This window comes from Streptomyces sp. BA2, assembly GCF_009769735.1.
In the GTDB taxonomy this organism is placed as follows: domain Bacteria; phylum Actinomycetota; class Actinomycetes; order Streptomycetales; family Streptomycetaceae; genus Streptomyces.
Map to the genome: position 1 here is coordinate 5281138 of NZ_WSRO01000002.1, position 24974 is coordinate 5306111.

The 24974-nt window shown below is 67.0% G+C and carries 20 protein-coding genes and 3 rRNA genes; 21 read left to right on the plus strand and 2 right to left on the minus strand.

Annotated elements, in window-relative coordinates:
• Positions 1 to 37 precede the first annotated feature (37 nt).
• The 5 genes from E5671_RS26590 to E5671_RS26610 all read left to right on the plus strand — a co-directional run bounded on the left by E5671_RS26590 (position 38) and on the right by E5671_RS26610 (position 5079).
• The gene (locus tag E5671_RS26590; RefSeq protein ID WP_160506441.1) at positions 38 to 997 is read left to right on the plus strand and encodes a Ppx/GppA phosphatase family protein; all 960 of its coding nucleotides are present in this window, start codon (positions 38 to 40) and stop codon (positions 995 to 997) included.
• A gap of 85 nt (positions 998 to 1082) precedes the next feature.
• Complete coding sequence (locus tag E5671_RS26595; protein WP_160506442.1) at positions 1083 to 1907, plus strand: TIM barrel protein; 825 nt, start codon at positions 1083 to 1085, stop codon at positions 1905 to 1907.
• Positions 1904 to 2533: a TetR/AcrR family transcriptional regulator gene (locus tag E5671_RS26600; protein ID WP_336605854.1), complete on the plus strand. Its 630-nt coding sequence runs from the start codon at positions 1904 to 1906 to the stop codon at positions 2531 to 2533. The genes E5671_RS26595 and E5671_RS26600 overlap by 4 nt, the downstream gene beginning before the upstream one ends.
• Positions 2534 to 2681: 148 nt before the next feature.
• Entirely contained in the window at positions 2682 to 4535 is a 1854-nt protein-coding gene (gene ilvD / locus E5671_RS26605) for a dihydroxy-acid dehydratase (protein ID WP_160506443.1), read from the plus strand.
• A gap of 250 nt (positions 4536 to 4785) precedes the next feature.
• Positions 4786 to 5079: an SH3 domain-containing protein gene (locus tag E5671_RS26610; RefSeq protein WP_160506444.1), complete on the plus strand. Its 294-nt coding sequence runs from the start codon at positions 4786 to 4788 to the stop codon at positions 5077 to 5079.
• 72 nt (positions 5080 to 5151) lie between these two features.
• Here the strand turns inward: E5671_RS26610 and E5671_RS26615 are convergent, their stop codons facing one another.
• Positions 5152 to 7395: a protein kinase domain-containing protein gene (locus tag E5671_RS26615; RefSeq protein WP_160506445.1), complete on the minus strand. Its 2244-nt coding sequence runs from the start codon at positions 7393 to 7395 to the stop codon at positions 5152 to 5154.
• Between the two features lie 168 nt (positions 7396 to 7563).
• Between E5671_RS26615 and E5671_RS26620 the strand changes: the two genes are divergently transcribed.
• From E5671_RS26620 to proC, 5 genes are all read left to right on the plus strand, one after another.
• A complete protein-coding gene (locus E5671_RS26620; RefSeq protein WP_160506446.1) occupies positions 7564 to 8070 on the plus strand; it encodes an EamA/RhaT family transporter in 507 nt (168 codons plus the stop codon).
• A 558-nt stretch (positions 8071 to 8628) separates the two neighbouring features.
• A complete protein-coding gene (locus E5671_RS26625; protein WP_237330245.1) occupies positions 8629 to 8766 on the plus strand; it encodes a hypothetical protein in 138 nt (45 codons plus the stop codon).
• Positions 8767 to 8848: 82 nt separating this feature from the next.
• Positions 8849 to 9631, plus strand: coding sequence for an ABC transporter ATP-binding protein (locus E5671_RS26630; protein WP_160506447.1), 783 nt, complete (start codon positions 8849 to 8851; stop codon positions 9629 to 9631).
• Positions 9628 to 10365: an ABC transporter permease gene (locus E5671_RS26635; protein WP_160506448.1), complete on the plus strand. Its 738-nt coding sequence runs from the start codon at positions 9628 to 9630 to the stop codon at positions 10363 to 10365. The genes E5671_RS26630 and E5671_RS26635 overlap by 4 nt, the downstream gene beginning before the upstream one ends.
• 69 nt (positions 10366 to 10434) lie before the next feature.
• A complete protein-coding gene (gene proC / locus E5671_RS26640) occupies positions 10435 to 11247 on the plus strand; it encodes a pyrroline-5-carboxylate reductase (RefSeq protein WP_160506449.1) in 813 nt (270 codons plus the stop codon).
• A 70-nt stretch (positions 11248 to 11317) separates the two neighbouring features.
• Here proC and trpS read toward each other — a convergent pair whose 3' ends face one another.
• Positions 11318 to 12328, minus strand: a complete 1011-nt coding sequence (gene trpS / locus E5671_RS26645; RefSeq protein WP_160506450.1) for a tryptophan--tRNA ligase — start codon at positions 12326 to 12328, stop codon at positions 11318 to 11320.
• Between the two features lie 875 nt (positions 12329 to 13203).
• On the opposite strand from trpS, the gene E5671_RS26650 reads away from it, so the two are divergent.
• From E5671_RS26650 to E5671_RS26700, 11 genes are all read left to right on the plus strand, one after another.
• Positions 13204 to 14729: ribosomal RNA gene (locus E5671_RS26650) — 16S ribosomal RNA — on the plus strand.
• Between the two features lie 315 nt (positions 14730 to 15044).
• Positions 15045 to 18169, plus strand: a 23S ribosomal RNA gene (locus E5671_RS26655).
• Positions 18170 to 18260: 91 nt separating this feature from the next.
• Positions 18261 to 18377, plus strand: a 5S ribosomal RNA gene (gene rrf, locus E5671_RS26660).
• Together the 16S, 23S and 5S rRNA genes form the textbook arrangement of a ribosomal RNA operon.
• A gap of 75 nt (positions 18378 to 18452) precedes the next feature.
• On the plus strand, positions 18453 to 19097 hold the full coding sequence (locus E5671_RS26665) for an HAD family hydrolase (protein ID WP_160506451.1): 645 nt from the start codon (positions 18453 to 18455) through the stop codon (positions 19095 to 19097).
• A 106-nt stretch (positions 19098 to 19203) separates the two neighbouring features.
• Positions 19204 to 19500, plus strand: a complete 297-nt coding sequence (locus tag E5671_RS26670) for a hypothetical protein (protein ID WP_160506452.1) — start codon at positions 19204 to 19206, stop codon at positions 19498 to 19500.
• Positions 19501 to 19547: 47 nt separating this feature from the next.
• Positions 19548 to 20786 (plus strand): MFS transporter, encoded by a 1239-nt coding sequence (locus E5671_RS26675; protein ID WP_160506453.1) that lies wholly within the window; start codon positions 19548 to 19550, stop codon positions 20784 to 20786.
• Complete coding sequence (locus E5671_RS26680; RefSeq protein ID WP_160506454.1) at positions 20737 to 21912, plus strand: acetoin utilization protein AcuC; 1176 nt, start codon at positions 20737 to 20739, stop codon at positions 21910 to 21912. The genes E5671_RS26675 and E5671_RS26680 overlap by 50 nt, the downstream gene beginning before the upstream one ends.
• Positions 21913 to 22191: 279 nt before the next feature.
• Entirely contained in the window at positions 22192 to 23007 is an 816-nt protein-coding gene (locus E5671_RS26685; protein ID WP_160506455.1) for a phosphatase, read from the plus strand.
• Positions 23008 to 23139: 132 nt separating this feature from the next.
• Entirely contained in the window at positions 23140 to 23349 is a 210-nt protein-coding gene (locus tag E5671_RS26690; RefSeq protein ID WP_157869005.1) for a helix-turn-helix domain-containing protein, read from the plus strand.
• A gap of 126 nt (positions 23350 to 23475) precedes the next feature.
• Complete coding sequence (locus tag E5671_RS26695) at positions 23476 to 23574, plus strand: 30S ribosomal protein bS22 (protein WP_003948845.1); 99 nt, start codon at positions 23476 to 23478, stop codon at positions 23572 to 23574.
• Positions 23575 to 23924: 350 nt separating this feature from the next.
• Positions 23925 to 24971 carry an NAD-dependent epimerase/dehydratase family protein gene (locus E5671_RS26700; RefSeq protein ID WP_160506456.1) on the plus strand — a complete coding sequence of 349 codons (1047 nt, stop codon included), beginning with the start codon at positions 23925 to 23927 and terminating at the stop codon, positions 24969 to 24971.
• Positions 24972 to 24974: the final 3 nt, after the last annotated feature.

Genomic DNA, 24974 nt, shown 5'->3' on the forward strand with positions numbered 1-24974 from the left:
GACCAGCGACCGCCGGACGCGCAGTAGCGTTCCGTATATGAGACTCGGTGTCCTCGACGTAGGTTCGAACACGGTGCATCTGCTGGTGGTGGACGCCCACCCCGGCGCGCGCCCGCTGCCCGCGTATTCGCACAAGGCGGACCTGCGCCTCGCCCAACTCCTCGACGAGGCCGGGGCGATCGGCCCCGAAGGTGTCGACCGCCTGGTCGGCACCGTCCGTGACGCGATGGAGGCCGCCGAGGACAAGGGTGTGGAGGATCTGCTGCCGTTCGCGACCTCCGCCGTACGCGAGGCCAGCAACGCCGATCAGGTCCTCGCCCGCGTCAGGGAGGAGACCGGCGTCGATCTCCAGGTCCTCACCGGAGCCGAGGAGGCCCGCCTCACCTTCCTCGCGGCCCGCCGCTGGTTCGGCTGGTCGGCGGGAAAGCTCCTGGTCATCGACATCGGCGGCGGCTCGCTGGAGATCGCGTACGGCATCGACGAGGAACCCGACGCCGCCGTCAGCCTGCCGCTCGGCGCCGGCCGTCTGACGTCCGCGTGGTTCCGCCAGGACCCGCCGGACCCCGGCGACGTGAAGGCGCTGCGGCGGCACGCGCGTGCCCAGATCGCGCGCACGGTGGGGGAGTTCAGCCGTTTCGGGGCCCCCGATCACGTCGTGGCGACGTCGAAGACGTTCAAGCAGCTGGCCAGGCTCGCGGGCGCCGCGCGCTCCGCCGAGGGCCTCTACGTCCAGCGTGAGCTGAAGCGGAAGTCCCTGGAGGACTGGGTCCCGCAGCTGGCCGCGATGACGACGGCCGAGCGCTCCGAGCTGCCCGGAGTCTCCGAGGGCCGGGCCGGCCAACTGCTCGCGGGGGCGCTCGTCGCCGAGGGCGCGATGGATCTCTTCGGGGTCGAGACGCTGGAGATCTGCCCGTGGGCGCTGCGCGAGGGCGTGATCCTGCGCCGGCTCGACCACCTTCCTGCGACCCAGGTCACCGCCACCGACGACGGTGCGTAGACGTACGTCACACACGGCCCGGGTGTGCGGGAGACCACCCGGACCACCTCCCCCGCGCCCAGGCGTGGCCCGTACGCTGTCCCTCGTGGCAGAACCAGTGGTGCGCATCCCGGATGCGAAGGTCGCCCTGTCGACGGCCTCGGTCTATCCGGAGTCGACGGCGACGGCCTTCGAGATCGCCGCGCGCCTCGGCTACGACGGCGTCGAGGTCATGGTCTGGACGGATCCCGTCAGTCAGGACATCGAAGCCCTGCGCAGACTCAGCGACTACCACCAGATCCCGATCCTCGCCGTGCACGCGCCATGTCTCCTGATCACACAGCGCGTGTGGTCCACGGACCCCTGGGTGAAGCTCCAGCGCGCGCAGGCCGCCGCCGAGAAGCTGGGCGCGTCGACGGTTGTCGTGCACCCGCCCTTCCGCTGGCAGCGCGGGTACGCGAACGCCTTCGTCGACGGAATCTGGCGGATGGCGAATGAGACGGACGTCCGGTTCGCCGTCGAGAACATGTACCCGTGGCGCTACCGCGACCGCGAGATGCTCGCCTACGCCCCCGACTGGGACGTCACCAAGGACGACTACCGCCACTTCACGGTCGACCTCAGCCACACCGCGACCGCCCGCACGGACGCGATGCAGATGATCGACCGCATGGGCGACCGCCTCGGCCACGTCCACCTCGCCGACGGCAAGGGCTCCGCCAAGGACGAGCACCTGGTGCCCGGCCGCGGCACGCAGCCGTGCGCCGAACTCCTGGAGCGCCTCGCGACGAGCGGCTTCGACGGGCACGTCGTCATCGAGGTCAATACGCGCCGCGCGATGTCCAGCGCCGAACGCGAGGCCGACCTCGCCGAGGCCCTCGCCTACACCCGGCTGCATCTGGCGTCCGCGGTGAAGGTGCCCCGCTCGTGACGGCTCCGGCGGCGGGCGGCACGGCTCCGCGCCGCAGGGGACGTCCTTCTCGTACGCAGTCCGCCGAGGGCCCGGCGATGCGGGACCGCATCCTGGAGGCCGCCCGCACCGAGTTCTCCGCACGCGGGTACGAGAAGACGTCCGTGCGCGGGATCGCCAAGGCCGCCGGGGTGGACTCGGCGCTCGTGCACCACTACTTCGGTACGAAGGAGCAGGTCTTCGCCTCGGCGATCGAGGAGGCCTTCGCGCCTGCGCTCGAAGCGCCCGCCGCGATCGAGGACGGCCCGCTCGACGGCGTCGGCGAGCGCCTGACCCGCTTCATCTTCGGCGTCTGGGAGAACCCCGCGACCCGCGTACCGCTCCTCGCGATCGTGCGCTCCGCGGTGAACAACGACACGGCGGCTGCCGTCTTCCGCCGCCTCATCGCGACGCAGCTGCTCGGCAGAGTGGCACGGCAGCTCGACCAGCCGGACGCGGAGCTGCGGGCGGAACTGGCGGCCGCGCAGCTGGTGGGCACGGCGATGCTGCGGTACGTGATCCAGGTGGAGCCGCTGGCGTCGGCGGACCCGGAGGCGATCATCGCGCGGATCGCACCGGTGGTGCAGGGGCATCTGACGGGCCCCTGAGCGGAGCCCCTTCTTGGGGCTCTTGGGGCCCGCTCACCGAGACAGCTGTCCCGCCATCCGGACAGCCTGTCCAGATCGTGGAGCGTCGGCGTACGCTCGACAACAGTCGAGTCACATGTCTCTGAGATCCCTGAAGGAGCGAGCGACGATGCCCGAGCTCAGGTCCCGCACAGTCACCCACGGCCGCAACATGGCGGGCGCACGCGCCCTTATGCGTGCCTCCGGTGTACCCGGCGCGGACATCGGGCGGAAGCCGATCATCGCCGTCGCCAACTCCTTCACCGAGTTCGTGCCCGGCCACACCCACCTGCAGCCGGTCGGCCGGATCGTCTCCGAGGCGATCGTCGCCGCGGGCGCCATCCCGCGCGAGTTCAACACCATCGCGGTCGACGACGGCATCGCGATGGGCCACGGCGGCATGCTGTACTCCCTGCCCTCCCGCGACCTGATCGCGGACTCGGTGGAGTACATGGTGGAGGCGCACTGCGCCGACGCCCTGATCTGCATCTCCAACTGCGACAAGATCACCCCCGGCATGCTGAACGCGGCCCTGCGCCTCAACATCCCGACGGTCTTCGTCTCCGGCGGCCCGATGGAGGCCGGCAAGGCCACGCTGGTCGACGGCACGGTCCGAAAACTCGACCTGGTCGACGCGATGAGCGACGCGGTCAACGAGAAGGTCTCGGACGAGGACATCCTCCGCATCGAGGAGAACGCCTGCCCGACCTGCGGCAGCTGTTCCGGCATGTTCACCGCCAACTCCATGAACTGCCTGACCGAGGCCATCGGCCTCTCCCTGCCCGGCAACGGCTCGATGCTCGCCACGCACACCGGCCGCAAGGCGCTGTATGAGAACGCGGGCGCGACGGTCGTCGAGATCGCCAAGCGGTACTACGACGGCGACGACGAGTCGGTCCTGCCGCGCAGCATCGCCACGCGCGCCGCGTTCGGCAACGCCATGGCGCTCGACATCGCCATGGGCGGCTCCACGAACACGATCCTGCACCTGCTCGCCGCCGCGCAGGAGGCCGAGCTCGACTACGACCTCGCCGACATGGACGAGGTCTCGCGCCGCGTCCCCTGCCTGGCCAAGGTCGCCCCGAACGTGGCGCCCGGCGGCACGTACTACATGGAGGACGTGCACCGCGCCGGAGGCATCCCCGCGATCCTCGGCGAGCTGTACCGCGCGGGCCTCCTGAACGAGGACGTGCACGCGGTCCACTCCGCGTCCATCAAGGAGTGGCTGGAGACGTGGGACGTGCGCGGCGGTTCGCCGTCGGACGAGGCGGTCGACCTCTGGTACGCGGCCCCGGGCTGCGAGCGCTCGGCCACGGCCTTCTCCCAGTCGAAGCGCTGGGACACCCTGGACACGGACGCCGCGGGCGGCTGCATCAGGGACGCGGCCCACGCGTACTCGAAGGACGGTGGCCTCGCGGTCCTCAAGGGCAACCTCGCCGTGGACGGCTGCGTCGTGAAGACGGCGGGCGTCGACGAGTCGATCTGGACGTTCGAGGGCCCGGCCGTGGTCTGCGAGTCGCAGGACGAGGCGGTCGACAAGATCCTCAAGAAGCAGGTGAAGGAAGGCGACGTGGTCGTCATCCGCTACGAGGGCCCCAAGGGCGGCCCCGGCATGCAGGAAATGCTCTACCCCACCTCTTTCCTGAAGGGCCGCGGCCTCGGCAAGGCCTGCGCCCTGGTCACGGACGGCCGCTTCTCCGGCGGCACGTCGGGCCTCTCGATCGGCCACGCGTCGCCCGAGGCGGCGTCCGGCGGCACGATCGCCCTGGTCGAGGACGGCGACCGCATCCGCATCGACATCCCGAACCGCAGCATCGAACTCCTGGTCCCGGAGGCGGAGTTGGAGTCCCGCCGAGAGGCCCTGGGCGGCGTCTACGCCCCCAAGGCCAGGGACCGCAAGGTCTCGGCGGCCCTGCGGGCATACGCAGCCATGGCCACAAGCGCGGACCGCGGCGCGGTGCGGGATGTGTCGAAGCTGGGCTAGGGGGCTAGATATAGCCCGTCCGGCGTTTGAGGACGAACGCGGCGGAGCCGGTGATTGCGGCGAGCAAGGCCCCCGCGCCAGAGCGGCCCGCGGCGGAGCCGCAGATGTCACAGTCGGGAAGGGGCGGGGTTGGGGAAGGGAAAGTCCTCAACCCCAACACCCCGCAACCGCCCCGCCACCCCCACGCGTCCACCCCTGTAAGCGAACGCGCAAAGGCGGCCCCAGCCGCCGCCAAACGGGGGAGAGAAGCATGAGCGAGAACGTAATAGCACCGGAATCCGCAGAGGCAATCGAAGCCGCGGCGGCAAAGACATACCCCATCGCGGCAGACGTCAACGTCCGCTCCGGCCCAGGCACGTCGTACGGCAAGGTCGGCCGTCTCGCGGCAGGAACCCGAGTGACGATCCACTGCCAGAAGCCGGGCGAGAAGGTCACGGGCCCGACCGGCACATCAAAGCTCTGGGACCGCATCGGCAGCGGCCGCTACGTCTCCGACACGTACGTCCGCACAGGCAGCGACGGCTACGTGGCCCCGCGCTGCTGATCCACCGCACGTAAGAGGCAGCGGAAGCCGCCGAAGTTCACCCGGACTCCGGCGGCTTCGTAGCGCCGAACGTCACCCGGACTTCGGCGGCTTCATAGCATCGAACGAGAACACGGTGTTCTTCGCAGCCGCCACGAAAACAACCCGCCCCGAAACCGCAACACGCGGACTCGCGTTCACCTCACCGCCAAGCCCCTCGGCCCGAGGACCGGTGCTCCACAGGACCTTGCCCCGCGGCGAAAGAGCGACCACGCGCCCACTGGGCGAGCTGAAGTACAGCGCGCCACCGCTCGCCGTCGGCCCGGAGGCCCCTTCAACACCCGTCAACCGGGACCACTTCTGCCGCCCGGTCGCGGGATCCACCGCACTGATCCGCCCGGTCGGCTCCGCGAAGTAGACCGTGCCGTCCGCGACGCCGGTCGTAGCGCCGTACGTCTTCTTCAGAGGCCGGTTCGAGACGCGACCGCTGCCCGGATCGACCCGCAGCACCTTGTCGTACCCGAGGAACTCGGGCCCCTTCAACCGCTGGTGAAGGAGTACGAGCCCGCCCTTGTCGCCACCCACCGGGTGCACGGGCCCCTCGACCGCGATGCCCTTGCCGAACGTCCCCGACGTGAGATCGAGGGTGTGGATGACGGGGTTGCGCACCTCGACGTTCGCGACCTGGGCGGACGGCGCGCACATCGCGTACATCCGCTGCCCCGCCGGTACCGGCGTGCACTCCGAGCCCGCGGGGACCGGCGTCGACCAGAGCAAGCGCCCGCTGTGCGCGTCCCTGGCCTCGACCCGCTTACGGCCGGGCTCGACCGACAGGACCGTCGAGCCGGAGAGGACCGCGTCCTGCGAGCGCCCGGTGTAGATCTGGGACTGGCCGCTGATCGGGCGGGACCACAGTTCCTTGCTGGTCCGGGCGTCCAACGCCACCAGCTGGACGGGCTTTCCGGACGACGCCGCGTCATCCGGGATGCGGTAGCCGAGGACGGTGTCGTCCGTGGCGCCCACGATGTGCATGCCCTGCATGGGCACGCCGGGGCTCTTCACCTTCCAGATCTCCTTGCCGTCGGAGATCCGCAGCCGGGTCGCGACGACTCCGCCGCCCCCGCAGAACAACGCGTCCCCGCGCGGCACGCAGCGCACCTCGTCCGGGATGCCCTTGTCGTTGGGCACGGTCGTGCGCCAGGGCCGGAAGCCGTCGGGCAGGGGCGCCTCGGCGGCGGCGACGGTGCGGTCCTTGGGGCCGTCGCCGCCACCGCCGCCACCGTCGCCGGTGGAGCCGTCGGACGAGCCGAGCTGGAGAGCCGCGATCCCACCGCCGAGCGCGGCCACGGCGACCGCGGCGGCGAGCGCGGGGCGCCAACGGCGGCGGGGGCGAGGGCTGTTGGGGCTGTTGGGGGCGCTCTTGGCCCCGTCGTCCACGCTTTTGGTCCCGTCGCCCATGGAGGACCGATGATGCTGAGTGTCCGTGTCCCGCGTACGACTGCCCCGCGCCGCCCCCGCCGCGCCCCCCATCTCGACCGGCAGGTCCCGCAACCGCTCAAGAAGCTGGTCCGCCGAAGGGCGCGCGTCCGGGTCCTTGTCGAGGCACGGCTCGACCACCGCACGCAGGGCGGCCGGCACGGCATCCAACTCCGGCGCTTCATGGACCACTTGATACGCGGTCATATACGGGCTGTCCGCATCGAACGGCCCCTGCCCCGTCGCCGCGTACACCAGCAACGTGCCCAGCGAGAAGACATCGGACCGCGGCCCGACCCCGCGCGGTGCCTGCAACTGCTCCGGCGACATGAAGGGCGGCGTACCGATGACCCGCCCCGTCATCGTCAGCGTCTGCTGGTCCGCGGCGCGCGAGATGCCGAAGTCGATGACGCGCGGTCCCTCGGGCGAGAGCACGACGTTCGAGGGCTTCAGGTCGCGGTGCACGACGCCCACGCGGTGGATGTCACGCAGCGCCTCCGTCAGACCGATGGCGAGCGTGCGCAGGTCCGCGCCGGTCATCGGGCCCTTCTTGGCGATCTGCTGGGCGAGAGTGTGCCCCTCTATATAGGCCGTCGCCATCCACGGGTACTCGGCCTCCGGGTCGGCGTCGACCACGGCGGCGGTGAACGCGCCGCTCACCCGCCGCGCCGCCGCCACCTCCTGCCGGAAGCGGATGCGGAACTCCTCGTCGCCCGCGAACTGCTGGTGGATCAGCTTGATCGCCACGGGTCGCCCCGAGGCCGTACGCGCCAGATAGACCGTGCCCATGCCGCCCGAGCCGAGCCGTGCCTCTAGCGGGTAGCCGCCGATCTCGGCTGGGTCACCTCCGCGGAGCGACACTCTTTGACCTCCCGTCCCGCGTGCACCGGTTTACGCATGAGCCTGTTCATCTGTCGTACTGCCCCACAAACTAGCCGCCGAGTGGTACGGCAGGGCAAGGCGGGGGACGAATAGGGCGCGCCTGCCCTGCGCCACGGCGCGGCGGCCACCCCGGGCGATACTCGAAGGGTGAGCGCAGATTCCAGCACCCCCGACCGCGCGGCCGCGACAGCCCCCGGCCCGCAGCCCGAGCCCATCCGCTTCTTCGGCACGACGTGGGTCGGCCACGACAACGGCTACGGAGCGCGCCGCGCGGGCGTCGCGGCGGGATCGCTGCTCGCGGCCGCGGCCGGCTGCTTCGTGCTGCGTTTCGCTTACGAAGGCATGGCGGTCGCGGGCGTCGGGACGTTCGTGAACTTCCTGGTCCTCGTCATGTTCTCGATCTGCAGCGCGGTCGCCTTCCGCCGCACCTGGGAGGGTTTCACCCGCCGCCACGACCCGGCGTCCCAGTCATCGATGCGCGGCCTCCTGACGATCGGCTTCGTAGGCGTCCTCCTGGCCTACTTCTTCCGCAGCCTCACCGAGGCCCCCGGCGAACAACTCCACCGCGAGGAGTACGAGACGTCCCGCAACCAGTACGCAAAGCGCACGTCCCGCCGCACAGGCAACCCCTCCCAAAAGAAAAGAAACCCCTAACCCCCGGCCCACACAGGCGAGGCCCCCTGACCCCCGGCCGGCGCAGGCGAAGACCCCTGGCGCCCGGACGGCGGGGGCGAGGATCCCTGGCCTCCGGCCCGCGCGGCCGAGGGTCCCTGGCCCCCCGGACGGCGCAGGCGAGGGTCCCTGGCCCCCGGACACGGACTCCCTGAGGGTCCGGCCGTATACGACGCGGACCTCTGGGAGCCCCGAACAGGTACGCGCGGATCTCTGAGGCCCGGGGCACGCATGCGCGGATCTCTGTGTCCCCGAGCGCGCACGACGCGGATCCCTGAGGCACGGCTGCGCACGACGCGGATCTCTGAGAGCCGGGGCCCGCACACGCGGATTCCTGAGGCCTGGCGGCGTAGGCGCGGATCCCTGAGGCCCGGCCGCGTAGGCGCGGACCCCTAGCTCCGGCGCGTAGGCGCGGATCCGCGTAGGCCCCGGCCGCTCCCGCCCCGTGCCCCTGCCCCGTGCCCTCCCGCCCCGCACTGGACCCGCCGCGTCCCCCTCGACGTACAGCTCGCGCACCTCGGCAGCCGTTCCTACTTCGCGGTGCTCGGCCCGGAGGAGTCCGCGCCGATCCTCGCGGCCGAGCGCGCGCATCTGCTCGGCCTCTTCCCGGACGGAACGGTGGAGGAGGCGTACGCCGTGGACCTCACTGTCGTAGGCAATCTCCGCCCCCCTCGGTAGCAGCCCCGCAGGGAAGCGCAGGGGAAGCGGAAGCGCGGTCCGCCCTTGACGTCCCCGGCGCCGAAGGCGCCATAATCATCACATGATGAATATTGAGGAGCCACCCGCCATCGAGGCGAGGGACCTGACCGTCGTCCGAGGCCCCCGCACAGTCCTCCGCAGCCTGAACTTCGCCGTCCCGAAGGGGCAGATCACCGGCCTCCTGGGCCCCTCGGGCTGCGGCAAATCCACCCTCATGCGCGCGACAGTCGGCACCCAGGCCAAAGTCACCGGCACCCTGAAGGTCCTCGACCAGCCGGCCGGCGCCCCCGCCCTCCGCTCCCGCATCGGCTACGTCACCCAGGACCCCTCCGTCTACGACGACCTCACCGTCCGCCAGAACCTGGACTACTTCGCCGCCGTCCTGGACCCCGGCCGCGGCCCCGCCGCCCACCGCCGCCACGAACACGTCACCCGCGCCATCGACGACGTCGACCTGACGACCCACGCCGACGCCCTCGCGGGCAACCTCTCCGGAGGCCAGCGCAGCCGCGTCTCCCTCGCGGTCGCCCTCCTCGGCGCCCCGGAACTCCTCGTGCTCGACGAACCAACCGTCGGCCTCGACCCCGTACTCCGCCGCGACCTGTGGAACCTCTTCCACTCCATCGCCGCCGAGCGAGGCACCACGATCCTCGTCTCCTCGCACGTCATGGACGAGGCCGAACGCTGCCATCGCCTCCTCCTCATGCGCGAAGGAGAACTCCTCGCCGACGACACCCCGGAAGCCCTCCGCACCCGCACCGCCACCGAGACCGTCGAAGCGGCCTTCCTCCACCTGGTCGACGAGGCCAATGCCGCCCGCACCCCCACCAGGAGCCCCCGATGAACACCTACCGCACCCTCGCCACCGCGGCCCGTGTCCTGCGGCAGCTCCGCCACGACCCCCGCTCCATCGCACTGATGCTGTTCGTCCCCTGCGTGATGCTCCTGCTCCTGCGCTACGTGTTCGACGGCAGCCCGCACACCTTCGACTCCATCGGCGCCTCACTCCTCGGCATCTTCCCCCTCATCACGATGTTCCTGGTGACCTCCATCGCCACCCTCCGCGAACGCACATCCGGCACCCTCGAACGCCTCCTCGCGATGCCCCTGGCCAAGGGCGACCTCATCGCGGGCTACGCCCTCGCCTTCGGCTTCCTCGCCGTCATCCAGTCCGTCCTCGCCACCGGCCTCGCCCTGTGGGCCCTCGGCCTCGACGTCACCGGCTCCGCCTGGCTGCTGCTCCTGGTCGCGCTCCTCGACGCCCTGCTCGGCACGGCACTGGGGCTCTTCGTCTCCGCCTTCGCGGCATCCGAGTTCCAGGCCGTCCAGTTCATGCCGGCCGTGATCTTCCCCCAGCTCCTCCTCTGCGGCCTGTTCACCCCGCGCGACAAGATGCAGCCGGCCCTCGAAGCGATCTCCAACGCCCTCCCCATGTCGTACGCCGTGGACGGCATGAACGAAGTCCTCCGCCATCCCTCCGTCACCGGCGACTTCGTACGCGACGCCGTCGTCGTCGCGGGCTGCGCCGTACTCGTCCTCGCCCTGGGCGCCGCCACCCTCCGCCGCCGCACGGCCTGACCCACCAATGCGAGGATGACCCGACGAGAAAGACCCCCGCTTGACCCGCACCTGGAGGGTGACCCACACATGCCCCAGCCCGTCGCAGTCCTCGGCACCGGCAAGATCGGCGAAGCCCTCCTCAGCGGAATGATCCGGGCCGGCTGGGCCCCCGCCGACCTCCTGGTCACCACCCGCCGCTCCGAACGCGCCGCGGAACTCCGCACCCGCTACGGAGTCGACCCCGTCAGCAACGCCGAGGCCGCCAAGCAGGCCGACACCCTCATCCTCGCCGTCAAGCCGCAGGACATGGGCCGCCTCCTCGACGAACTCGCCCCCCACGTCGCCCCCGACCGCCTGGTCATCAGCGCCGCCGCCGGCATTACCACCTCCTTCATCGAAGAGCGCCTCGCCGACAGCACCCCCGTCGTCCGCGTCATGCCCAACACCCCCGTCCTCGTGGACGAAGGCATGTCCGTCATCTCCGCAGGCAGCCACGCCACCGCCGCCCACCTCGCCCACACCGAGGCCATCTTCGGCGCCGTCGGCAAGACCCTCCGCGTCCCCGAGACCCAGCAGGACGCCTGCACGGCCCTCTCCGGCTCAGGACCGGCGTACTTCTACTACCTGGTCGAGGCCATGACCGACGCGGGCATCCTCCTCGGCCTGCCCCGCGACAAGGCCCACGACCTCATCGTCCAGGCCGCGATCGGCGCCGCAGTGATGCTCCGCGACAGCGGCGAACACCCGGTCAAGCTCCGCGAGAACGTCACCTCCCCTGCCGGCACCACCATCAACGCCATTCGCGAACTCGAGAACCACGGCGTACGAGCAGCCCTCATCGCCGCCCTCGAAGCCGCCCGCGACCGCAGCCGCGAACTGGCCTCCGGCAACAACAGCTGACCCGTGGTCCGGGGTGTGCGGGACCGCGCCCCCACGCGAGGCCCCGCACCCCCCGGAGAGCCGCACGCCGCTACCGCGTCTCGTTCACCGGCGGCAGCAGGCCGATCGCGCGATAGGCGGTGTCCACCGTCGGCCTGGACATCCCCCTGGCCCGCTCAGCTCCCCGCCGCAACACCTCCTCCACATACGCGGGATCAGCAACCAGCTCCTTGTGCTTCTCCTGCACGGGCCTCAGCACCTCCACCACGGCCTCGGCGGTGTCCTTCTTCAAAGCCCCGTACGTCTCATATACACCGCTCAAGCCCTCGGGGTTCCCACCCTCACAGGCCGCCAGGATCTCCAGCAGGTTCGAGATCCCGGGCTTGGCCTCGCGGTCGTACTCGACCTCGCTCCCGCTGTCCGTGACAGCGCGCATGATCTTCTTCCGCACGACGTCCGGCTCGTCAAGGAGATAGATGATCCCGGCCCCGGCATCGCCGGACTTCCCCATCTTCGCGGCCGGGTCCTGCAGATCCATGACCCTGGCCGCCACCTTGGGAAACGTCGCCCGCGGCACCACGAACGTGTGTCCGTACCGCTGGTTGAACCGCATCGCCAGATCCCGGGTGAGCTCGACATGCTGCACCTGGTCGTCCCCGACCGGCACCTCGTCCGCCCCGTAGGCCAGGATGTCCGCCGCCATCAGCACGGGATAGGTGAGAAGCGACAGCCGCACACTCCCGCCGCGTGCCCGCTCCAGCGCGGATTTCTCCTTGTACTGGATCATCCGCCGCATCTCGCCGTCCGTCGCGACGCACTCGAGCAGATAGGAGAGCCTGGCGTGCTCGTCCACATGACTCTGTACGAACACGGTGGCCCGCTCGGGATCGATCCCCGACGCGAGCAACAGCGTCGCCGCCTGCCGACTGAGCCTGCGCACCCGCCCGGGATCGTGATCCACGGTCAGGGCGTGCAGATCCACGACGCTGAACAGCGACTCGGCGCGGTGCTGATCAACCTCTGCCCACTGGCGCACGGCGCCCAGGTAGTTCCCCAGGGTCAGGTGCCCCGTCGGCTTGACCCCGCTGAAGATCCTCGCCATCTCTCCGCCTCTTGGTCAGGACCGCCGGCCCGACGACCGGGCTCCGGGTCCTCCAGGGGGAGAAACAAGAAACGGCCGCCAAGTCGGCAGCCGTTGAGTACATGCGTATGTACGGCCGCCGTCAGGCGGCCCACCACAGCTGGGTGTGCGCATGTGTAGTCACGCCTCTTACGTTAGCCCTCGCGGGCCACCGTGTACCAGGGTTGACACGCCCTGACCGCGTACGTAGTGTTCTCCGAGTTGTCCGGCGTGAGCGCCGACCCTCGGTCGGTCCCCGGGCACCATTCCGCAGAACCATTCAAACGATCGATGCCGTGTCATCTTCGATGTCCCGTCGTCTGCTCGTTTTCATGCGCTTTTGCGAAATGAGGAATCCGCGTTCGAAAGGGCGCCCCCGATTAGGTCGGGAGCCGGGATTCCGCTAAAGTCTCACTCGTCGGAACGGCCCAACAGCCGGGAAGACAAGCCCCGCTGACTGGGAATCAGGCCCGAAAGGATCTGGTAGAGTCGGAGCCGCCGGAAAGGGAAACGCGAAAGCCGAAAGGCCGGAGCGGGAACCGGAAAGGCACCGAGGAAATCGGACACGAAAGAGTCTGATAGAGTCGGAAACGCAAGAACGAAGAACAAAAAGAAACACCGAAGGGAAGCGCCCGGAGGAAAGCCCGAGAGGGTGAGTACAAAGGAAGCGTCCGTTCCTTGAGAACTCAACAGCGTGCCAAAAGTCAACGCCAGATATGTTGATACCCCGTCTCCGGCCGTCATGGTCGGGACGAGGTTCCTTTGAAGAAAACATCAGCGAGGACGCTGTGAACCGGAAGATTATTCCTCTTCCTGGTTCCGCTCAACGCGGATGCGATCCCGATTACGGGAAAACATTCACGGAGAGTTTGATCCTGGCTCAGGACGAACGCTGGCGGCGTGCTTAACACATGCAAGTCGAACGATGAAGCCCTTCGGGGTGGATTAGTGGCGAACGGGTGAGTAACACGTGGGCAATCTGCCCTGCACTCTGGGACAAGCCCTGGAAACGGGGTCTAATACCGGATGATATCCCCTCTCGCATGGGAGGGGGTTGAAAGCTCCGGCGGTGCAGGATGAGCCCGCGGCCTATCAGCTAGTTGGTGAGGTAGAAGCTCACCAAGGCGACGACGGGTAGCCGGCCTGAGAGGGCGACCGGCCACACTGGGACTGAGACACGGCCCAGACTCCTACGGGAGGCAGCAGTGGGGAATATTGCACAATGGGCGAAAGCCTGATGCAGCGACGCCGCGTGAGGGATGACGGCCTTCGGGTTGTAAACCTCTTTCAGCAGGGAAGAAGCGAAAGTGACGGTACCTGCAGAAGAAGCGCCGGCTAACTACGTGCCAGCAGCCGCGGTAATACGTAGGGCGCAAGCGTTGTCCGGAATTATTGGGCGTAAAGAGCTCGTAGGCGGCTTGTCACGTCGGTTGTGAAAGCCCGGGGCTTAACCCCGGGTCTGCAGTCGATACGGGCAGGCTAGAGTGTGGTAGGGGAGATCGGAATTCCTGGTGTAGCGGTGAAATGCGCAGATATCAGGAGGAACACCGGTGGCGAAGGCGGATCTCTGGGCCATTACTGACGCTGAGGAGCGAAAGCGTGGGGAGCGAACAGGATTAGATACCCTGGTAGTCCACGCCGTAAACGGTGGGAACTAGGTGTTGGCGACATTCCACGTCGTCGGTGCCGCAGCTAACGCATTAAGTTCCCCGCCTGGGGAGTACGGCCGCAAGGCTAAAACTCAAAGGAATTGACGGGGGCCCGCACAAGCAGCGGAGCATGTGGCTTAATTCGACGCAACGCGAAGAACCTTACCAAGGCTTGACATCGCCCGGAAAGCCGTAGAGATACGGCCCCCCTTGTGGTCGGGTGACAGGTGGTGCATGGCTGTCGTCAGCTCGTGTCGTGAGATGTTGGGTTAAGTCCCGCAACGAGCGCAACCCTTGTTCTGTGTTGCCAGCATGCCCTTCGGGGTGATGGGGACTCACAGGAGACTGCCGGGGTCAACTCGGAGGAAGGTGGGGACGACGTCAAGTCATCATGCCCCTTATGTCTTGGGCTGCACACGTGCTACAATGGCAGGTACAATGAGCTGCGAAGCCGCGAGGCGGAGCGAATCTCAAAAAGCCTGTCTCAGTTCGGATTGGGGTCTGCAACTCGACCCCATGAAGTCGGAGTTGCTAGTAATCGCAGATCAGCATTGCTGCGGTGAATACGTTCCCGGGCCTTGTACACACCGCCCGTCACGTCACGAAAGTCGGTAACACCCGAAGCCGGTGGCCCAACCCCTTGTGGGAGGGAGCTGTCGAAGGTGGGACTGGCGATTGGGACGAAGTCGTAACAAGGTAGCCGTACCGGAAGGTGCGGCTGGATCACCTCCTTTCTAAGGAGCATCTAGACCGCCAAGCTTGCTTGGTGGTCCAAGAGCCATTACGTCGGCAAATGTTCGACGATGGTTAGCTCATGGGTGGAACGTTGACTATTCGGCACAGTTGGCCTTCTCGGGCCGCAAGTACTGTCCTTCGGGGCGTGGAACGCGGAATGGGTGGGATGACTGGGCCGGGCACGCTGTTGGGTATCTGAAGGTATGGCCGTATGGCTGCCTTCAAGTGCCGACCCCAGTGAAAGTTCGCTTCGGCGGGCTGTGATGGGTGGTTGGTCGTTGTTTGAGAACTGCACAGTGGACGCGAGCATCTGTGGCCAAGTTTTTAAGGGCGCACGGTGGATGCCTTGGCACCAGGAACCGATGAAGGACGTGGGAGGCCACGATAGTCCCCGGGGAGTCGTCAACCAGGCTTTGATCCGGGGGTTTCCGAATGGGGAAACCCGGCAGTCGTCATGGGCTGTCACCCGCTGCTGAACACATAGGCAGTGTGGAGGGAACGCGGGGAAGTGAAACATCTCAGTACCCGCAGGAAGAGAAAACAACCGTGATTCCGGGAGTAGTGGCGAGCGAAACCGGATGAGGCCAAACCGTATACGTGTGAGACCCGGCAGGGGTTGCGTGTGCGGGGTTGTGGGATCTCTCTTTCACAGTCTGCCGGCTGTGAGACGAGTCAGAAACCGTTGATGTAGGCGAAGGACATGCGAAAGGTCCGGCGTAGAGGGTAAGACCCCCGTAGTCGAAACATCAACGGCTCGTTTGAGAGACACCCAAGTAGCACGGGGCCCGAGAAATCCCGTGTGAATCTGGCGGGACCACCCGTTAAGCCTAAATATTCCCTGGTGACCGATAGCGGATAGTACCGTGAGGGAATGGTGAAAAGTACCGCGGGAGCGGAGTGAAATAGTACCTGAAACCGTGTGCCTACAAGCCGTGGGAGCGTCGCGCATTGAGTTTACTCAATGCGTCGTGACTGCGTGCCTTTTGAAGAATGAGCCTGCGAGTTTGCGGTGCGTTGCGAGGTTAACCCGTGTGGGGAAGCCGTAGCGAAAGCGAGTCCGAATAGGGCGATTCAGTAGCGCGCTCAAGACCCGAAGCGGAGTGATCTAGCCATGGGCAGGTTGAAGCGGCTGTAAGAGGTCGTGGAGGACCGAACCCACCAGGGTTGAAAACCTGGGGGATGACCTGTGGTTAGGGGTGAAAGGCCAATCAAACTCCGTGATAGCTGGTTCTCCCCGAAATGCATTTAGGTGCAGCGTCGTGTGTTTCTTGCCGGAGGTAGAGCACTGGATAGGCGATGGGCCCTACCGGGTTACTGACCTTAGCCAAACTCCGAATGCCGGTAAGTGAGAGCACGGCAGTGAGACTGTGGGGGATAAGCTCCATGGTCGAGAGGGAAACAGCCCAGAGCATCGACTAAGGCCCCTAAGCGTACGCTAAGTGGGAAAGGATGTGGAGTCGCAGAGACAACCAGGAGGTTGGCTTAGAAGCAGCCACCCTTGAAAGAGTGCGTAATAGCTCACTGGTCAAGTGATTCCGCGCCGACAATGTAGCGGGGCTCAAGCGTACCGCCGAAGTCGTGTCATTCCAGCATATAGGGCCAACGCCTGCTGGGATGGGTAGGGGAGCGTCGTGTGCCGGGTGAAGCTGCCGCGGAAGCGAGTGGTGGACGGTTCACGAGTGAGAATGCAGGCATGAGTAGCGATACATACGTGAGAAACGTGTGCGCCGATTGACTAAGGGTTCCTGGGTCAAGCTGATCTGCCCAGGGTAAGTCGGGACCTAAGGCGAGGCCGACAGGCGTAGTCGATGGATAACCGGTTGATATTCCGGTACCCGCTGTGAAGCGTCAAACATCGAGCCCATTAATGCTAAGGCCGTGAAGCCGTCCTGGAGCCTTCGGGCAAAGGGAAGTGGTGGAGCCGCCGACCCAAGATGGTAGTAGGTGAGTGATGGGGTGACGCAGGAAGGTAGTCCAGCCCGGGCGGTGGTTGTCCCGGGGTAAGGGTGTAGGCCGTGTGATAGGTAAATCCGTCGCACATTAAGGCTGAGACCTGATGCCGAGCCGATTGTGGTGAAGTGGATGATCCTATGCTGTCGAGAAAAGCCTCTAGCGAGTTTCATGGCGGCCCGTACCCTAAACCGACTCAGGTGGTCAGGTAGAGAATACCGAGGCGTTCGGGTGAACTATGGTTAAGGAACTCGGCAAAATGCCCCCGTAACTTCGGGAGAAGGGGGGCCATCACCGGTGATGAGTCTTGCACTCTGAGCTGGGGGTGGCCGCAGAGACCAGCGAGAAGCGACTGTTTACTAAAAACACAGGTCCGTGCGAAGCCGTAAGGCGATGTATACGGACTGACGCCTGCCCGGTGCTGGAACGTTAAGGGGACCGGTTAGTGCGCTTTCGGGCGTGCGAAGCTGAGAACTTAAGCGCCAGTAAACGGCGGTGGTAACTATAACCATCCTAAGGTAGCGAAATTCCTTGTCGGGTAAGTTCCGACCTGCACGAATGGCGTAACGACTTCTCGACTGTCTCAACCATAGGCCCGGTGAAATTGCACTACGAGTAAAGATGCTCGTTTCGCGCAGCAGGACGGAAAGACCCCGGGACCTTTACTACAGTTTGATATTGGTGTTCGGTTCGGCTTGTGTAGGATAGGTGGGAGACTTTGAAGCGGGCACGCCAGTGTTCGTGGAGTCAACGTTGAAATACCACTCTGGTCGTGCTGGATGTCTAACCTGGGTCCGTGATCCGGATCAGGGACAGTGTCTGATGGGTAGTTTAACTGGGGCGGTTGCCTCCCAAAGAGTAACGGAGGCGCCCAAAGGTTCCCTCAGCCTGGTTGGTAATCAGGTGTTGAGTGTAAGTGCACAAGGGAGCTTGACTGTGAGACCGACGGGTCGAGCAGGGACGAAAGTCGGGACTAGTGATCCGGCGGTGGCTTGTGGAAGCGCCGTCGCTCAACGGATAAAAGGTACCCCGGGGATAACAGGCTGATCTTCCCCAAGAGTCCATATCGACGGGATGGTTTGGCACCTCGATGTCGGCTCGTCGCATCCTGGGGCTGGAGTCGGTCCCAAGGGTTGGGCTGTTCGCCCATTAAAGCGGTACGCGAGCTGGGTTTAGAACGTCGTGAGACAGTTCGGTCCCTATCCGCTGTGCGCGTAGGAATATTGAGAAGGGCTGTCCCTAGTACGAGAGGACCGGGACGGACGAACCTCTGGTGTGCCAGTTGTCCTGCCAAGGGCATGGCTGGTTGGCTACGTTCGGAAAGGATAACCGCTGAAAGCATCTAAGCGGGAAGCCTGCTTCGAGATGAGTATTCCCACCCCCTTTGAGGGGTTAAGGCTCCCAGTAGACGACTGGGTTGATAGGCCAGATCTGGAAGCCCGGTAACGGGTGGAGGTGACTGGTACTAATAGGCCGAGGGCTTGTCCTCAGTTGCTCGCGTCCACTGTGTTGGTTCTGAAACCACGAACAACCCCGTATGTCGGGCCACGACTACGGTGCGGTTGACAGTTTCATAGTGTTTCGGTGGTCATAGCGTGAGGGAAACGCCCGGTTACATTCCGAACCCGGAAGCTAAGCCTCACAGCGCCGATGGTACTGCAGGGGGGACCCTGTGGGAGAGTAGGACGCCGCCGAACTATCATTAACGGGAAACCCCCGCACCCTCTGGGTGCGGGGGTTTTCTGCGTTCCGGGCTCATTTAGGGTCGAGTTATGCGATACGACCTGGTCATCTTCGACAATGATGGCGTCCTTGTGGACAGCGAGCCGCTTTCCAACACCATTCTCGCCGCCTATCTGACCGAGCTCGGCCACCCCACCACGTACGAGGACTCCCTGCGTGACTACATGGGGGCTGCTGTCCATCGCGTACACGATCTTGTTCTTGAGCGCAGTGGGGAGCGGCTGCCCGAGGATTTTGATGTGACCTTCCATGCTCGTGTCTTTGCCGCTTTCGAGCGGGAGCTGCAGCCCGTGGCAGGGGCCGTCGACGTACTGGAGAAGCTGGCGGCCGACGGAGTGGCGTACTGCCTTGCTTCGTCCGGGAGTCATGAGCGGATTCGGGTCGGGCATCGGCGGACCGGGCTCGACCGGTGGTTCGGGGACGAGCGGATCTTCAGTTCCGAGGATGTGGGGCGGGGGAAGCCGGCGCCGGATCTCTTTCTGTATGCCGCCGAGCGCATGGGAGTGGCGCCTGAGAGGTGTGTGGTGATCGAGGACAGTCCGTTGGGGGTGAAGGCGGCTGTGGCGGCGGGGATGGATGTGTACGGGTTCACCGCCATGACGCCGGCCGAGCGGCTTTCGGGGGCCACTGAACTCTTCGGGGACATGGGGGAGTTGGCTGACCTGCTCGTATGACGCGGGTTGGGGGAGCGGGCTGACATTTGTCGAGCGTGGCCAGGGAGCGGAGGGGCAATGGCCTCGTGGCGCTCATCCTGGCCGCCAACATCGGCTCAAGCCCTGGGTGACCAAGGGGAATCCCGCGCGGACCGCTGTGTGGGAGCGGCTGATCGCCGAGCGGGGGCGGTTCGCGCGGATGGAGCGGACGTTCTCGGTGATGTGGGGCGTGGCGCTGTTCGGTGAGGCGGTGGTACGGGTCGTGGGGGCCTACACGCTGCCGGTCGACACCATGGTGTGGCTCGGCGGCGCGATCGCAGGCGTCACCATCACGGCGACGGTTCTCGCGAGCGGCCGCCTGGTCGTCGACCCGAGGGGGAATGAGGTGAGCAAGGAGGTGGGAGGGGCGGTCGGAATTGGGTGAGTGATCTATCTACCCACTGGTAGTCAGGGGTCCTACGCTCAGCAGCCATGACAGATGAGCTGCGGCGCGGCAGGCCCTCTTTGGCGTTCAGCTTCCTGGTGCAGGGCGTCACCTTCGCGTTGCTGGTGACGCGGATTCCCGCCATTCAGGATCGGTACGGGATATCCGACGGCCTGCTGCCGGTGTTCCTGGCCGCTGTGCCGATCCTCGCGGGGGTCGGGAGCGTCGGCACGGAATGGCTGGTCAAGAGGGTGCCGCCCAGCCGCGTGCTGCGGTGGTCGCAGCCCGTGGTGCTCCTGGCGCTGCTCGGGGCCGGTGCCGGCGACGCGCTGTGGCAAGTGGCCGTGGCGCTGGGGGCGTTCGGCCTTGCGGTGGGCGCGCTGGACGCGTCCATGAACATGCTCGGGGTGAGTCTGCAGCGGGCGTACGGGCGCAGCATCATGCTGGGGTTTCACGCGGCGTACAGCCTGGGTGGGATCGCGGGGGCGTCCATCGCGTGGGCGGGGGCGCACTGGGATCTGTCGCTCTTCGTCTCGTATCTGCCGGTGGTCGTGGTGCTGTTGCCGGCCGCGCTGGTGGGGAGCCGGTGGTACGTCGACGCCAATGGGAGTACGGGGGGCGGCGCGGCTGAAGCTGGTGAGGGGAAGGGCGGGCCCGTCGTCTTCAAGCTGCTCCTGCCGCTCTACCTGGTGATGACCTTCGCGTACATCGGGGATTCGACCGTCTCCAACTGGAGCGCGAAGTATCTGCAGGACGTGCTGGGGAGTTCGGAGGAGGTCGCGACCGTCCCCTACAACGTGTACATGGTCATGACCTTGCTCGGGCGGGGCCTCGGGGACCTGGGCGTGCGGCGGTTCGGGGCCGTGGCGGTCGTGCGGGTCGGGTCGGTGGTGGCCGCTCTCGGGTTCGCGATCGTGGCCGTGGCGCCCGGGGCGTGGACCGGGATCCTGGGCTTCACGGTGCTCGGATTCGGGTTGAGCGTGATCGTTCCGCAGACCTTCGCCGCGGCGGGGCGGCAGGCTTTTGAACGTCACGGTCCTGGGGCGTCGGACGCCGCTGTCGCGCGGCTCAATGTCTTCAACTACGTGGGGTTCCTGATCGGTTCACCGCTGGTGGGCGCGCTCGGTGATGCCTGGAACTACCGCGGGGCGATGCTCGTTCCCATGGTGTTGGTGCTCGTGACCTTGTTGTACGCCCGGTCTTTCGCCCCCGGAGCGGACCGATACGGTGACGGGCATGAGCGGCCACGCACAGCTGATGTGGGACGAGGCAGTAACGGGCTATGACTTCGGTCCTGAGCACCCCATGGACCCGGTCCGGCTCGCGCTGACCAGAAGCCTGGTCGGTGCCTTCGGGCTCGACCGTGAGTTGGAAGTGGTCGCGGCCAAGCGTGCCGGTGACTCGACGTTGCGGCTCGTGCATCGCGAGGACTATGTGGAGGCGGTCAAGGCCGCGTCCGCCGATCCGGCGTCGGCGGACGGCAGCTATGGCCTCGGGACCTCGGACGATCCCGCCTTCGCGGGGATGCACGAGGTGTCGGCGCTGATCGCCGGGCAGTCGGTGGGCGCGGCGGAGGCGGTGTGGCGCGGGGAAGCGCTGCACGCGGTGAACTTCGCGGGCGGGCTGCATCATGCGATGCCGGGGGCCGCTTCGGGGTTCTGTATCTACAACGATGCCTCGCTCGCCATCGCGCGGCTGCTCGAGCTCGGCGCCGAGCGGGTGGCGTACGTGGATGTGGATGTGCACCACGGGGACGGGGTGCAGGCGTCCTTCTGGGACGATCCGCGGGTTCTGACGATCTCGATTCACGAGCATCCGCGGACGCTGTTCCCGCAGACCGGGTGGCCTGAGGAGACGGGTGCGGCCGGGGACGCCGAGGGTACGGCCGTGAACGTGGCGCTGCCGGCCGGGACCGGGGACGCGGGGTGGCTGCGGGCGTTTCACGCCGTGGTGCCTGAGTTGTTGGCGGAGTTTCGGCCGCAGGTGCTTGTCACTCAGCATGGGGCTGACACGCACTTCGAGGATCCGTTGGCGCATCTTGCCGTCTCGCTTGATGCTCAGCGGGCGGTGCAGGTGGCCTGCCATGAGCTGGCGCATTCGTACGCCGATGGGCGGTGGGTCGCCCTGGGTGGGGGTGGGTACGCCGTGGTGGATGTCGTGCCTCGGTCCTGGACGCATCTGACCGCTATCGCCGCGGGGCGGGAGATCCTGCCTTCGGCGGATGTTCCTGAGGCCTGGCGGCAGGAAGTCTTCGCTCGGACACGGCAGTTGGCGCCGGGGCGGATGACGGATGGACGGTGGCCTGTCTCCTGGGCGGAGTGGGAGGACGGGTACGATCCCGCCGATCGGCTCGACCAGGCGGTGCTTGCTGCTCGCCGGGCGGCGTTTCCGCTGCGGGGGTTGTTGCCGTAGGCGGCCGTAGTCACCGTAGGGGCGGTCCCTGCGGGGCCTTCCCCAATCCCGCCCCTTCCCGAAACTGGGGCTCCGCCCCAGACCCCGGCCCCCAGGCGGGCCCCTGTTGATCGGTGCCCTGTAGCTTCGCTGTTGTGCCCACCCGTTCCGCCCTGCGGAACGCCTGCCCACAACGGGGGGGCGGGGGCGAGCGCTGAGCGTACGTCGCGTTAGCCCAACTGTGGGGGGTTTCCGGGGTTTTGGGGGTGGGCGTCCGACCGATGCGTCAGCATCAAGGCCGTGTTGAGCACCGGAGCTTTGCGTGCGCATCTGTTGGCTGCCCGGCTGGCCGGGCCCGTGGCCACCACGCGGGAAGAGAGCCTGCGGAGCTATCGGCTCTTCGCGGCCCGGGACCCGCGGATACTGCTCGGTCTTGATCCCGAGTGGAGTTGGGGGCCCGGTGACTTGCTGGGGCTCATGGCCGACAAGTGCGGGGTCTCTGCCGATCCGCGGCACACCTCGGGGGGCGATGTCATCGACCCGGAGCGGACGCTGGCCGCGCTCGACGCCTTCGCCGAGAGGCTCGCGGACGCGGCGCGAAGGCGGCTTCCGGTGCTCTTCGGGACGGGGCATCCGCACCGGCTCATCGGCTTCTACGCCGCCCTGGCGGACGCTTTGTCGGCGGCCGGGTGCACTGTCCTCACCCCCGCGCAGGGCAACAGTGTCGACATAACGACCCGGTTCGGCCTACGCACGTACAACCTTGACTACGTACAAGGAGTCGCGCTGGTGCGGGAACCCGGCGCGCGTCCCACCGGGAGTGAGACCGGCGCACACACCCACTCTCCGCTCCCGGTTCGAGCCGCTCTCGCGGCCGCCGCGGAGGCCGATGGACCGCTTCCCGAGCTCGTCATCGGGGACCACGGATGGGTCTGCGGGGCAGGTCAGCTGGGGTTTGAGGCGATCGGTCTGGCGGATACGGACGATCCCGCGCTGTTCGTCGGAGAGGCCGAGGGGCAGGTGTCCGTCGTCGTTCCGCTTGATGACGCTGTGCGGTCTGATTACTACCGACCGCTTACTCGCTATGTACTCAATCGAGCGTGTCTGTCACAGTAGGCGGCCGATCGCTACTCCTCTTCCCCACTCGCATCATCCGCCCCTAGTCTGGGGAGTGAGCGCGCAGCGACGAAGCGTCACCGGAAGGGGAAGCCGGTGCCCGTCATGTGCGGAAGGTTCAGGTGGGGTGTCATGGCTGCAGACCAGAGGCCGCTGAACGAGGTTCAGTTCTTGACCGTGGCGGAAGTCGCCTCGGTGATGCGAGTGTCCAAGATGACCGTGTACCGCTTGGTGCACAGCGGTCATCTGCCCGCCATCCGGGTCGGAAGGTCCTTCCGGGTCCCGGAGCAGGCGGTTCACGAGTACCTCCGCGAGTCCTATGTAGGGGTCGAGGCGGGCTGATCCGAGCCGATCGATCCCCCTCGATTACGCCCCTCACCCGGGGGCGGGTAGGCTAGGGCCGACGTAGGTCGTGTGGGCCCAGTCAGCTGCCCCGCACCGAGTGATGAGAAGTGAGCGAGGGTAGTCGTGGGCTCTGTTATCAAGAAGCGGCGTAAGCGGATGGCCAAGAAGAAGCACCGCAAGCTGCTGAAGCGCACTCGCGTTCAGCGTCGCAACAAGAAGTAAGCGACAGCTGTTCAGCGCGTACTGAAGCCCTCCCGTCATCCGACGGGAGGGCTTCTGCGCTTCCAGGACATCTTCCGGGTGTCTTCCGGGGTGTCTTCCGGCCGGTTTTCGGGCTACGACGGGCCGCCTGGGGGCTTGTTTGGAACGTACGTCCTAGGCAGGATGTGCGTCCCGATCCGGCGTACGTCCTGGTCTGGGCGTAGGGCCTGGTCTGTGCGCTTGTAGGTGGCTGTCGTCACTTCCTGCATCAGGCGGTCATCACAGCGCAACATCGACCCGCTAGCGTGTGCCGGGAGAGAAATGATGGGGCGCGGCAGGACTTCGAGGGCTGGGGAAGGCAGGCGCTGATCTTGGGCAAGGTCGTGCTCGTGACCGGGGTGGCCCGACAACTGGGCGGACGGTTCGTCCGACGTGTCCTGCGGGACCCCGAGGTCGACCGGGTGATCGCCGTGGACGCGGTACCTGCCGAGCACCATCTGGGCGGCGCCGACTTCGTCCAGACCGACATCCGGCAGCCCGGGATCGCCAAGGTGCTCGCCGAGTTCTCCGTCGACACCGTCGTGCACATGGACGTCACGGGCACGGCGCTGGCCGGCGGGAACCGCGGCTCGCTCAAGGAAACCAACGTCATCGGCACCATGCAGCTGCTCGGCGCCTGCCAGAAGTCGCCGACGGTCAAGCGGCTCGTGGTGAAGTCGAGCACCAACGTGTACGGCTCCGCGCCGCGCGACCCCGCGGTCTTCACCGAGACGACGCCGCCGAAGTCGCTGCCCAGCGGCGGCTTCGCCAAGGACACCGTCGAGGTCGAGGGCTACGTACGCGGCTTCGCGCGCCGCCGCCCGGACGTGGCGGTCTGCGTGCTGCGCTTCGCGAACATCCTGGGGCCCACCGCGGACTCCCCGCTCGCCGAGTACTTCTCGCTGCCGGTCCTGCCGACCGTCTTCGGCTACGACCCGCGGCTGCAGTTCGTGCACGAGGACGACGTGATCGAGGTCCTGCGCATCGGGGCGCGCGAGCCGGGGCGCGGGACGCTCAACAGCGGCACGTTCAACATCGCCGGTGACGGCCTGCTGCTGCTCTCGCAGTGCTCGCGGCGCCTGGGGCGTCCGACGCTGCCGGTGTTCATGCCCGCGGTCACCTGGATCGGTCAGGCGCTGCGCACCGTGGGCGTGACGGACTTCTCGCCCGAGCAGATCAGGCTGCTCACCCACGGCCGGGTCGTGGCCACCCGGCAGATGCGCGAGACACTGGGCTTCAGCCCCAAGTACACGACCGCGGAGGCCTTCGCGGATTTCGTACGCAGTCGGGGTCCGGGACTCTTGCCGCCGCAGGCCGTCGCGGGGGCCATCGACCGGATCGCCACGCTGCCCTTCGCGAGCAACCAGAGCGCCAACTGAGGA

Excerpts from the sequence above, each read along its gene's own strand:
- E5671_RS26590 (WP_160506441.1), top strand. The coding sequence starts at position 38 with ATGAGACTCGGTGTCCTCGACGTAGGTTCGAACACGGTGCATCTGCTG.
- ilvD (WP_160506443.1), top strand. The coding sequence starts at position 2,682 with ATGCCCGAGCTCAGGTCCCGCACAGTCACCCACGGCCGCAACATGGCG.
- E5671_RS26610 (WP_160506444.1), top strand. The coding sequence starts at position 4,786 with ATGAGCGAGAACGTAATAGCACCGGAATCCGCAGAGGCAATCGAAGCC.
- E5671_RS26630 (WP_160506447.1), top strand. The coding sequence starts at position 8,849 with ATGATGAATATTGAGGAGCCACCCGCCATCGAGGCGAGGGACCTGACC.
- E5671_RS26635 (WP_160506448.1), top strand. The coding sequence starts at position 9,628 with ATGAACACCTACCGCACCCTCGCCACCGCGGCCCGTGTCCTGCGGCAG.
- proC (WP_160506449.1), top strand. The coding sequence starts at position 10,435 with ATGCCCCAGCCCGTCGCAGTCCTCGGCACCGGCAAGATCGGCGAAGCC.
- trpS (WP_160506450.1), bottom strand. The coding sequence starts at position 12,328 with ATGGCGAGGATCTTCAGCGGGGTCAAGCCGACGGGGCACCTGACCCTG.
- E5671_RS26665 (WP_160506451.1), top strand. The coding sequence starts at position 18,453 with ATGCGATACGACCTGGTCATCTTCGACAATGATGGCGTCCTTGTGGAC.
- E5671_RS26675 (WP_160506453.1), top strand. The coding sequence starts at position 19,548 with ATGACAGATGAGCTGCGGCGCGGCAGGCCCTCTTTGGCGTTCAGCTTC.
- E5671_RS26680 (WP_160506454.1), top strand. The coding sequence starts at position 20,737 with ATGAGCGGCCACGCACAGCTGATGTGGGACGAGGCAGTAACGGGCTAT.
- E5671_RS26690 (WP_157869005.1), top strand. The coding sequence starts at position 23,140 with ATGGCTGCAGACCAGAGGCCGCTGAACGAGGTTCAGTTCTTGACCGTG.